This window comes from uncultured Thioclava sp., assembly GCF_913064665.1.
GTDB classification, from domain to species: domain Bacteria; phylum Pseudomonadota; class Alphaproteobacteria; order Rhodobacterales; family Rhodobacteraceae; genus Thioclava; species Thioclava arctica.
In genome coordinates, this window is sequence record NZ_CAJYBT010000011.1 from 25,882 (window position 1) to 37,122 (window position 11,241).

The 11,241-nt window shown below is 60.0% G+C and carries 8 protein-coding genes; 3 read left to right on the forward strand and 5 right to left on the reverse strand.

The genetic code is table 11. The features are described 5' to 3' along the window. Positions 1-50: 50 nt before the first annotated feature. On the reverse strand, positions 51-1,775 hold the full coding sequence (locus tag QZ571_RS06540; RefSeq protein ID WP_295532910.1) for a TRAP transporter large permease subunit: 1,725 nt from the start codon (positions 1,773-1,775) through the stop codon (positions 51-53). Further along, a complete protein-coding gene (locus QZ571_RS06545) occupies positions 1,775-2,344 on the reverse strand; it encodes a TRAP transporter small permease subunit (RefSeq protein ID WP_295532911.1) in 570 nt (189 codons plus the stop codon). The genes QZ571_RS06540 and QZ571_RS06545 overlap by 1 nt, the downstream gene beginning before the upstream one ends. 511 nt (positions 2,345-2,855) lie before the next feature. On the opposite strand from QZ571_RS06545, the gene QZ571_RS06550 reads away from it, so the two are divergent. The 3 genes from QZ571_RS06550 (at position 2,856) to QZ571_RS06560 (ending at position 6,341) form a co-directional block, all read left to right on the forward strand. Then, positions 2,856-4,601: an acetolactate synthase 3 large subunit gene (locus QZ571_RS06550; protein WP_295532912.1), complete on the forward strand. Its 1,746-nt coding sequence runs from the start codon at positions 2,856-2,858 to the stop codon at positions 4,599-4,601. Positions 4,602-4,685: 84 nt separating this feature from the next. Continuing rightward, positions 4,686-5,246: an acetolactate synthase small subunit gene (gene ilvN, locus QZ571_RS06555; RefSeq protein WP_295532913.1), complete on the forward strand. Its 561-nt coding sequence runs from the start codon at positions 4,686-4,688 to the stop codon at positions 5,244-5,246. A 105-nt stretch (positions 5,247-5,351) separates the two neighbouring features. Beyond that, on the forward strand, positions 5,352-6,341 hold the full coding sequence (locus QZ571_RS06560) for a glycosyltransferase family 2 protein (protein ID WP_295532914.1): 990 nt from the start codon (positions 5,352-5,354) through the stop codon (positions 6,339-6,341). Here QZ571_RS06560 and QZ571_RS06565 read toward each other — a convergent pair. From QZ571_RS06565 to QZ571_RS06575, 3 genes are read right to left on the reverse strand one after another with little or no spacing between them, the layout of a single operon-like run. Next, positions 6,338-7,543, reverse strand: a complete 1,206-nt coding sequence (locus tag QZ571_RS06565) for a glycosyltransferase family 4 protein (RefSeq protein ID WP_295532915.1) — start codon at positions 7,541-7,543, stop codon at positions 6,338-6,340. The genes QZ571_RS06560 and QZ571_RS06565 overlap by 4 nt on opposite strands. Beyond that, positions 7,540-8,958, reverse strand: a complete 1,419-nt coding sequence (locus QZ571_RS06570; RefSeq protein ID WP_295532916.1) for an O-antigen ligase family protein — start codon at positions 8,956-8,958, stop codon at positions 7,540-7,542. The genes QZ571_RS06565 and QZ571_RS06570 overlap by 4 nt, the downstream gene beginning before the upstream one ends. Positions 8,959-8,960: 2 nt before the next feature. Continuing rightward, on the reverse strand, positions 8,961-11,102 hold the full coding sequence (locus tag QZ571_RS06575; protein ID WP_295532917.1) for a right-handed parallel beta-helix repeat-containing protein: 2,142 nt from the start codon (positions 11,100-11,102) through the stop codon (positions 8,961-8,963). Positions 11,103-11,241 lie beyond the last annotated feature (139 nt).

The window sequence follows — 11,241 nt, forward strand, 5'->3', positions numbered from 1 at the left end:
GGTTCCAGATAAAATGAAACGGCGGCCCCAAGGACCGCCGTTTTTCGTGTTTAGTTGCTGCCGGGCACCGGTAGCGGTGGCAATCCACCCGCGCCCGAGCCTCCGCTTGAACCGCTCGGTCCGGGAAGTCCCGGCAAACCGCCCAAGCCCCCCAGCCCCGGCATCGTGGGCAGCTTCATCTCGACCTTTGAGGGGTCGATCGGCTTGCCCTTGTAATGCATCACCATGCCCGGGAAGGCGATCACGATGGCAATCATCGCGATCTGGATGAACACAAAGGGAATTGCGCCCCAATAGATTTGCGAGGTCTTCACCGGCTCCATCTTGATGCCCGTAACCTTGTCGATATAGGGCACCTTGGCCGCGACCGATCGCAGATAGAACAGCGCAAAACCGAAGGGTGGGTGCATGAACGAGGTCTGCATGTTCACCCCCAAGATCACCCCGAACCAGATCAGGTCGATCCCCAGCTTCTCGGCCGCCGGTGCCAGAAGCGGCACGATGATGAAGGCCAGCTCGAAGAAGTCGAGGAAGAAGGCGAGGAAGAACACCAGAAACGACACCACGATCAGGAAGCCCAACTGGCCGCCCGGAAGCGAGGTCAGCAGATGCTCGACCCAGATTTGCCCGTTCACCCCATAGAAGGTCAGCGAGAACACCCGCGCGCCTAGCAGAATGAACAGCACAAAGGCCGACAGTCGCGTCGTCGCCGCCAGCGCGTCGCGCACCACCGGAAAGCTCAGCCGTCCCTTGATCGCAGACAGCACCAAAGCGCCAACCGCGCCCATTGCGCCGCCTTCGGTCGGGGTCGCCACGCCAAGGAAAATCGTGCCAAGAACAAGGAAGATCAGCGCCAGCGGCGGGATCAGCACCATGATCACCTGCTGCGCCAGACGGCTCATCACGTTGATCTTGAGAAACTTGTCCAGCACCGCCACCGCGTAGATCACGATCACCGCAACCCCGGCGGCGAGGATCTCGGAATTGTTCACGCTGGACCCGGATTTCTCGAAATAGCCCATCGCGAAGTAGAAAATCACCCCGGTAAAGACCAGCGCGACAATCAGAGACATCACACCAGAGCCCAGCGTGCGCGCCTCTTTGGGCAGCGCGGGCATCGAGCCCGGCTTGATGATCGACATCACCATCACATAGCCCAAATAAATGCCGGTCAGCACCATGCCCGGGATCAGCGCGCCCTTATACATATCGCCCACCGAGCGACCCAACTGGTCGGCCAGCACGATCAGCACCAGCGACGGCGGGATGATCTGCGCCAGCGTGCCAGAGGCCGCAATCACGCCCGTGGCCACTTTGCGGTCATAGCCATAGCGCAACATGATCGGCAAGCTGATCAGCCCCATCGCAATCACCGATGCCGCAACAACGCCCGTGGTCGCAGCCAACAGCGCGCCCACGATGATCACCGCATAGGCCAGACCACCGCGCACCGGGCCAAACAACTGCCCGATCGTGTCGAGCAAATCCTCGGCCATGCCAGATTTCTCCAGCACGATGCCCATGAAGGTAAAGAAGGGAATGGCTAAGAGTGTCTCATTCGATAAGACCCCCCAGAACCGTTGCGGCAGCGCATTCAGCAACGGCCAGTCAAGGTTGATCGAGCCGCCCGAATAGCCCGACAGTTCGACGCCAATGACGAAGAACAGCAAGCCATTCGCCGCCAGCGCGAAGGCTGCCGGATAGCCCAGCAGCAGGAAGATAATCAACGAAAGGAACATGATTGGCGCCATGTTCTGCGCAATAAGTTCGAGCATCACAGCGCCTCTTCTTCAACGATAGGATCCATACCGTGATGACCGTTCAGCGAATGCGGGTCTTCGACCAACCCGCGCATCACCGCGATTTTCTTGACGATCTCAGAGATCCCCTGTGCGAAGAGTTGCCAGAACCCGATCAGCAGCAGCATCTTTGCCGGCCACAAGATCAAACCGCCCGCATTGGTAGACATCTCGCCCGAGCGCACCGAAAGCATGACAAACGGCGTCAGCTTGATCAGCATTAGCACCACGAACGGCATCAAGAAGAAGAGATGCCCGAGCAGGTCGATCCAATGCTGCACCTTGCGCGACAAGGCACCGTAAATGATGTCGATGCGGATATGCTCATTTTGTTTGAGCGTGTAGGCGGCAGCCCCCAGAAAAGCCGCACCAAACAGATACCACTGTAGTTCGAGCCACGAGTTCGACGACTTGTCAAACATCTTGCGCACGATGGCATTGGTTGCACTGACAAGGACTGAAACCAGAATAAGCCAGGACACGGACTTGCCGATCCTCTCATTGATGATGTCAATCCAGCGTGACAGGGCTAGCAATTTGCCCATCATACTCCCTCCCTCATTATTGTCCGTCCCAAGGCCTCGCACCTCTGCTTTGATTGACTGTTCGGACTTCGAAGGTCAAGCATTTCCAAGGCTATCTGGTTCGTTCACTTGACCAAAAAGACAAGGCCGCACATCAAGCCCGCGTGATGACCTTACGGCATGGCGTGGATAGTTCCGCCCATATCTCGCCCGCAATTTTACAAAGTTGCGAACGCCTCGCGACACCGCGCAACATTTCACAAGAATAATGTGCCTGCGCGACATTTTATGCAGCCTTTGGGCATTGACGCCCCCTGCCCGCAGCCATAATCTCCGCTCGTTCGCAATCGAAAGGAAGCGCAATGACTGCGATTCTTGTACTTGTCGTAGGAGCCAAGCGCATGGGCCGGTGACGGTTTGACCATGAAGGTTCCCATGCGCCCCCGCCAAAGCCGGGGGCTTTTTATTGGCAAGTCGATTGTGAGACGCGCAGACCGGGGCCACCTGCCCCACGCGAGGATGGAGAAGAGATATGGCACGGCAGATGACCGGCGCGAAAATGGTGGTGCAAGCGCTCAAGGATCAGGGCGTCGATACGGTTTTTGGCTATCCGGGCGGCGCAGTTCTGCCCATCTACGATGAGATTTTTCAGCAAAACGACATTCGCCACATTCTTGTGCGCCATGAACAGGCGGCAGTGCATATGGCCGAAGGCTATGCCCGCTCCACCGGCAAGCCCGGTGTTGTGCTGGTGACCTCGGGTCCGGGGGCGACCAATGCGGTGACCGGGCTGACCGATGCGCTGATGGATTCCATTCCGCTTGTGGTGTTCACGGGTCAGGTGCCGACCTTTATGGTGGGCACCGATGCCTTCCAAGAGGCCGACACCGTGGGCATCACCCGCCCCTGCACGAAACACAACTGGCTGGTCAAAGACACCGCGAAACTGTCGGAAACCATCCATCAGGCGTTCCATGTCGCGACCTCGGGGCGTCCCGGCCCGGTGCTGGTGGACATTCCCAAGGATGTGCAATTCGCCACTGGCGATTACACCGCTCCCAAACAGGCGCGCGTTGATCATTACCAACCCAAAGTGAAGGGCGATCTGGACGCGATCACCGCGCTTGTCGAATTGATCGAAAAAGCCGAGCGCCCGGTGTTTTACACCGGCGGCGGCGTGATCAATTCTGGCCCGGCTGCGTGCCAGTTGATGCGCGAGCTGGTCGATGCGACGGGCTTCCCGATCACTTCGACACTGATGGGCTTGGGTGCCTATCCGGCCTCGGGCAAGCCGTGGCTCGGGATGCTTGGGATGCACGGTCTGTATGAGGCCAATCTGGCAATGCATGGCTGCGATCTGATGATCAATCTGGGCGCGCGCTTTGATGACCGCATCACCGGGCGCATCCCCGATTTCAGCCCGCGCTCGACCAAGGTGCATGTCGATATTGATGCCTCGTCGATCAACAAGATCATCCCGGTCGACCTGCCGATCTTGGGCGATATCGGCCATGTGCTGGAAGATGTTCTCAAGGTGTGGAAATCGCGCGGGCGCAAGGTCAACACGGCCGGGCTGGCGAAATGGTGGACCCAGATTGAAAAATGGCGCGCCGTCAATTGCCTTGATTTCACCAATTCCGACACCACCATCAAGCCGCAATACGCGCTGCAACGCCTTGAGGCGCTGACCAAGGGGCGCGATCGCTACATCACGACCGAAGTGGGTCAACACCAGATGTGGGCGGCGCAATTCTTGGGCTTTGAAGACCCCAACCGCTGGATGACAAGCGGCGGCTTGGGCACGATGGGCTATGGCTTCCCGGCCTCGATCGGGGTGCAGGTGGCCCACCCGGACGCGCTGGTGATCAACGTGGCGGGTGAGGCAAGCTGGCTGATGAACATGCAAGAGCTTGGCACCGCGACCCAGTTCCGCACGCCCGTCAAGCAATTCATCCTCAACAACGAACGCCTCGGCATGGTGCGCCAGTGGCAAGAGCTGCTGCATGGCGAGCGCTACAGCCATTCGTGGTCCGAAAGCCTGCCAGATTTCGTCAAACTGGCGGAAAGTTTCGGCTGGAAAGGGATCCGCTGTGATGACCCCGCCAAGCTGGATGACGCAATCCAAGAGATGCTGGATTACGATGGTCCGGTGCTGTTTGACTGCCGCGTCGAGAAACACGAAAACTGCTTCCCGATGATCCCCTCGGGCAAGCCCCATAATGAGATGCTTCTGGCCGCCGATGCCGAGGCCTTCAAGGAAGGCGCGGGGCTGGTCTGAGGCCGTCCGGGGGCGCGTCTCCCGGACCCTCGCGATGTTTGGGCCAAGTCGCAGGGCTTGGCGATTGAGAAAAGGAGAGAGGCAATGGCCGCTCTGAAAATCAAAAAAGGCGCGTCGAGCCATTCGGCGTATGATCTGCGCGACAGCCACAGCCAGTTGGAGCGCTCGCACACGCTGGCGGTGATCGTGGATAACGAGGCGGGCGTTCTGGCGCGCGTGATCGGGCTGTTCTCGGGGCGCGGCTATAACATCGACAGCCTCACCGTGGCCGAGGTCGATCACAAGGGCCACAAAAGCCGGATCACTGTCGTCACCACCGGCACAGAGTCGGTGATCGAGCAGATCAAGGCGCAGCTGGGCCGCATCGTGCCCGTGCACGAGGTCAAGGATCTGACGGTCGAGGGCCACCCGGTCGAGCGGGAGCTGGCGCTGTTGAAAGTGTCGGGCACGGGGGACAAACGGGTTGAGGCGCTGCGTCTGGCCGATATTTTCCGCGCCAATGTGGTGGATAGCACGCTGGAAAGCTTCGTCTTTGAAATCACCGGAACATCCGAGAAAATCGACGCCTTTGCCGATCTGATGCGTCCCTTGGGGCTGTCAGACGTAGCACGCACCGGCGTGGCTGCCCTGTCACGCGGGGTTTAAACGCCACAGCCCTGCGCGCAATTCGCATTTTGCGCGCAAACACACTGGTCATTGCCGCGCCATTCTGATTTTTTGATCAAAATTTAGCACGGATAACAAAGACCTATGGCAGCGAGCCTCGCCTCGACACCCACCCCGCATCTGGGGGTGGTGATTGTGACCTATAACGCCGCAGACGTCATCGCGGACTGTTTGCGCGCGCTTCAGGCCGCGACGGGCGTGGTGTTGCATGTGGTGGTGGTGGATAACGCCTCGCGCGATCACACAAATGCGGTTGTGCGCGACACCATCGGGCCAACGCTGCTGTCGCCCGCGCAGGCAGGCGCGGCAGGCATCGCGCTGATCAAGGCGGGGGTGAATGGTGGTTTCGCAGCGGGCGTCAATCTGGGGCTTTCGCGGCTGGCGCGCGCCCCCGAGATTGATCGGTTCTGGCTGCTCAATCCCGACTGTATCACGCCCCCCGATACGCCGCGCACATTGGCGATGTATCGCCAAGACGACCCGCAGATCGGGCTGATCGCGCATCGCGTGGTCTATGCCGACAATCCTGAGATGATCCAGATCGACGGTGGCACGATCGACCGGCGCACCGGGATCACGCATAACATCAACCAATTCGCAGATCGCACAGCGCCGGTGCCCAAAGAGGCTCAGATCGAGTTCGTCACCGGGGCCAGCCTGATTGCCACGCGCGCCTTTTACGAGGCCGCAGGCCCGATGGCCGAGGAGTATTTCCTCTATTACGAAGAGGTGGATTGGGCGTTGCGCCGCGGCCCCCTGCGCATCGCCTATTGCCCCGAGGCCGTGGTCTTGCACAAGGCAGGCTCGGCGATCGGCTCGCAGCGCATGGGCTCGGTTGCTTCTCCGTTTTCGCAGTATTTCAAGCACCGCGCCCGCGCGATGTTCCTGCGCAAGAACTTCCCGCCCGGCCTGATCGGGGGCATGTTCTGGTCCCTCGCCAAAGCGGGGCAACTGGTCTTGCAAGGCCATGGCCCCGAGGCACGCGCCCTGTTGCGTGGCTATTTCGGACTGGCGCCCCCTGCCTCGGTTCTGGCCGCTCTCTCGCCCGAAGCGCGCGAGCGGATCGGGCGCTAGCGCCCCAAGGCGCGCTTATAAAGGCCAACAAGCCCCTCGGCCTTCACGGGCCAAAGCCCTTCGGCCAACACCTTGGCTTGTCCGCGCGCACCGAACGTCGCGCGCAACCCCGGATCATCGGCAAGCTTTGCAATCGCGCCCGCCACATCGCGCGCCAAGGCATCAGGCGTGGACACGGCACACTTGAAACCCGTCACCCCCTCGTCAACGATCCAATCGGGACCGCCACGCGCCGCCGCAATCACCGGTAGCCCCCAGCGCATCGCCTCATAGAGAACATTCCCAGCGGGTTCTCGCCAGCTTGGGAACACGAATATGTCCGAACGCGCGTAAAGGTCCTCAACCTGATCGCGCGGGATCGCGCCCAGAAACGCGCACCGATCCGCGACGCCGAGGCGCTCTGCCTCGGCCCGACAAAGCGCGATTTCCTCACCAGCGCCCGCGCTGGTAAGATGCAAATCGGGACGCTCGCGCAAAAGTCCCATCGCGCGCACCACATCGCGCAACCCCTTGGTGCGCACGCCGCGTCCGACATGCAGCAAACGTATCGTGCCGTCAGAGCGCAGCTCGCGCGCTGGCGCCGGGCCTTCGATGCCCAATTCCAACACATTTTCATAATCGCAGATCGCAATCGGTGCGAGGTGGTCGCGAATATAGGGCGCAACGCCAAGCACCATCGCCGCATCGCGATACGAGGCCCGCAGCGCAGGATCAAAGCGCAGCCGCAGATGATCTAGCGCGCGCAGGCGCGTATACCATTTTGCAGCCCCCGATTCCGCGCGAAAGGCCAGCGGGGTCGTCAACGCGCCCCCGAGCGGCCCGACAACATAAGGCACCCCGCCCCCACGCAGCGGCGAGGCATAGCGCATCGCCTGCGGCATGATCTGATGCGCAATGTCAAATTCACCGCCGTGCGCGCGCAAATAGGCCCGGATTTTGCGCATGAAGATCGGCCATTCTGGTTTGAGCATCGCGCGCAGCCGGGGGTTGCGATCCAGCACGGTGGGGCGCGGCCATGTGACGATACGCGCTTGCGGCAATTGCTCGGCCAGCGATGAGTGACGCGGGCTTTGAAAACTCGCAACCGTCAGATCGACCAGCGGCATCAGCGCTTCGGCCCATTTATAAGCAACATAAGCCTCGCCAATCGACTCGCGCGAGAGAGCTGGCGCAATCATCAGAACTCGAAGTTTTTCGCTCATCTCTGGGCCCGCTCGCGCAATGAGGCAAACCGAGTATATCGGCTCGTTGGTGTTGAAGGCTCGTCATTATCGGGGATTTCGTCCTGTTGCTCGGTCGCGCGGATCAGCCAGACGCCCGAACCGAACATGAAAAAGACGAATGAATAGACCGCGCCCCAGACATGCACGGTGCACAGCGCGAAGGACAAGCCGAGAAAGGTGAAAACCCACGCGCGACGAAAGACCAAAAGGCGGAAATCCTGACTGAAGTCGCGCCGCATAATTTGCGCCACGGCCAATGCATACCCCCCCGCGACGAGCAGAAACCCCGGGATTCCATAGCGCACAGCCATCACCAGCCAGAAGTTATCCATACTGCCCGAATGCATGTAGGACGGGCGTACCCAGTCACGCAAACCCAGACCAAAAATCGGGTTTGCCCAGACATTTTTCATGCCCCAATCAAAGATGATTCCGCGCCAATAAGCAGTATGGGCCGAAAACGTGGCATAGGACATGAACACTTTGATAGGCGTCCGGTTCGACAGCAAATCAATGCCGACATAGGCCGTTACAAACAGCCCCACCAGCAGCCACCAGCGCCATGTGATCGAGCGAAACATGATCGACCAGCCAATCAGCCCGATCTGCAGCAGCAGCGCCAAAAGCGCCCCCGAAGAAAGCGCCAACATCCCCGAGCCAACCACGATAGCGCTCATGAGCACCCTCCAGCGCATCGAGCGCACCCCGTCAAACGCCACGAAGGCAAGCGGGAACGCGACCGAGGCATAAATCCCGAAATGGATCGGATGATCGAAGGGGCCTTGCACGCGCTCCAACCCCATACGCGGATCAGCATAAACAATATTGACCGATCCGAGGCCGGGCACTTTGTCGATCAGCGTCGGGATCAGCGGCGTGCCTGTGATGGTCTCATAGGCGGTGAAGGGCAGCATGAGAACGAAGGAAAAGATCAGCGCGCGCGAGAGGGCGGCAAAATCCTCTCGGGTGCGAATATAGGCGCGCCCCATCAGGTATCCGCCCAGAAATTCAAGCCCGACCGAGCCCGCCTGCTGGATCACCCGGTCGGGGTTATTCACCGCAAGCGCGATCGTCAGCCAGAAAAAATGCGCCAGGAAAAGCCAGTCCACCGCCATGAGCCGCCCGTACCGACCCGAAAACAACCCTGCCAGCAATGGCAGGATCATGACGATCAGCACCATGCGCAGCCCCGTCATCGCCAGCGGTCCAAGGTTGAATTCCACTGGCAGCAGGATCGAAATCAACATGATCAGCACGGGAAAAGGCAGCTTGGCCGAAGCCAGGGCAACATCGCCGGGCGCGGCGGTTGGACCCGCCAGAGAAACGCGCCGCATCGCTCCACCCGAACCCGGTCCTGCCGAAACCGGCGCGCGCCTCATCGTTTCAGTGCGCATCCTTACAGCGCTCCTGCAACCGCAGCGCCGCTCGCGTCCAGCTCAAGGCTTTCCACTTCGCCGTGGAAACTGTCTTTCACACCAAACGGATTGCCCAACGCCAATCCCCAATATTCCATCGGGCGGGTTTCACCCGACACCGAGCCCTGCCCGATCAGCGCGCCATCGCCGTGGACTTCGAAATGGCTTTTCGCGGCGTCATATTCAAAGCTCACATCATGCCACTTTCCGTCGTAAAGCGGGATCCGCTTGGTGCGCAAAAGCAGCCGTTGGCCATTGGCAGGCCAGAATTCCACGGTAAACGTGCCGCGCCCCGTCGCCTTGATAATCAAGGATTGATGAATGCGCACAACCTCACCTGCGGATTTGAAATCGCCCATCGCACGCAGCCGCATCGACAGTTTAAAGCTGTCCGCCTCGAAAAACGGCGCAATCATCTCGGCGGGCACATCGATTGCGCCGCCGCCTGCGCCAAATTCCAGCGCGCCGGGAGACACGGCGATGGTGGAAAGCACCTTGGGTTCCGCGCCGACATGCGACACGATCCGACCGATTTCAGGGTCAAACGTGAGCACCCGGCTGTCGCGCACCGCAATCTGGCCCTGTGCCGAGCGGCTTTGCCCATCTGGCAACATGGCCGTCAGGGTGATGCGATAATTGCCGGGGCGTTCAAAGGTAAATGGCACCTTGGCGCCCGCGATCTTGTCGGCCTTGCCGATCTGCCAGTCATAAGTGACTTTGCTTGGGTTAACGCCGTCTGGCAGCACGGTTTTGGCCGCATCAAACAGCAGTTCTTTACCACCTTCCGGCGCAGCCCCGATACGCATCACCGGTTGCAGCGTCCTGTCCTGCGCCAGTCCATCCAATTGCGGCGCCCCGATACCAGCCCCCGCCAGCGCACCGCCGGGAAGATAGTCGAAATTGCGCAGATCATCGGGCAGTCCGGTGCGCGCGGCCACGAACAGCGTGTCATAGAAATTTGGACGACCAGGAGAGACATCCTGAATCAGCAGATTGTCCTTCACGCTCCAGTCGGTCTGCCCGACAGGCCCCGAAATTTCGCCCACAACGTTCTTTTCAATCACCACGTCACGCGCGTCACGCGCCACCCGTATCTGGGGAATCCACAGCTTGGGGTGGCCCTCGACCCCTTGTGAAAATGCGTTATGGATGAGCGTGTTATTGGTAATCTCGACGTGATCGGCTTGCCCCAGCGTGATCCCGTGCAAATGCGCGTTGATGATCACATTGTCGCGGATCGTCACGTTGCGATAAAACATCTCGTCGCCCGCTTCGCCCCGATCCACCAACTCGTTGCGCATCAAAATGGACTGCGTAAACAGCCCCATGCCTGAGTTGAAGATGTTATCCGCAATCAGGATATCGTGGCTGGGTCGGGTGGTACCGGCAGTCCAGAACTGGATCATATCCGCATGATCGGCCAGCTCAGCGGCGCGCAAGAAATCATGCATATGATTGCCCGTGATGGTCACGCGCGCGACCTGCGCAAAGTTCATCCCGTCCATGCGCATGTCGTGAATATCATTGTCCGTCACCGAGACATCGACGCAGTCGCTGACAACCAAGCCCCGGAAAAAGCGTCGAAATTCGTTGTTCTCGATGTGCAGACCGTTGGATGAACGCAGTGCCAGACCGAACGCCGTGGGCAACGGGTTATGTTCGGGCGATCCCGCCGTCGGTGGGGCCAGATCGCCATCAAACACCGAGTTCCTGATCGTCACATCGCGCGCGGTAAACACCTGAAAGGGGCGTAAGTTTGCTTTGTCATCGGGGTGATAGTCGTAGTCGAACAGCAGGTCGTCAAACACCAGATGACTGACTTCGCGCAGGTCCATCCGTTCGATGCGGGCAGGTTGTTTGGGGTCGCTTGAGCGAAACGTGATGGGCTTATCATCATCGCCCGCAAGCTTGGACAGTTTCAGCGCGGGATAATCGCCCGCAGCCAGACGCACCACATCCCCCGGTGCCAGTTGCGGCATGATCTCGGCCAGCGCACTTGGCCCTTGAGCCGTCCAATCGCGCGCCTGTGCCGGGGTCATCAGCGCCAATGCCATCGCGCACGCCAAAGCGCCGCCTTGGAACATCCGCGCCATCAGCCCAAAACTGTGCATCTCATATCGCATAATATATCGCCTGTCGCGGCCGCGTTCAGCGCGGCTCTGCTTACTGCTCGTGCCAATGAGAGTACCCCCTCAACAGAGCGTTAAACAAGAAAAACACGGCAAATTCAGGGCGGCGGAACGGCGATCTGTGGCCAATCGG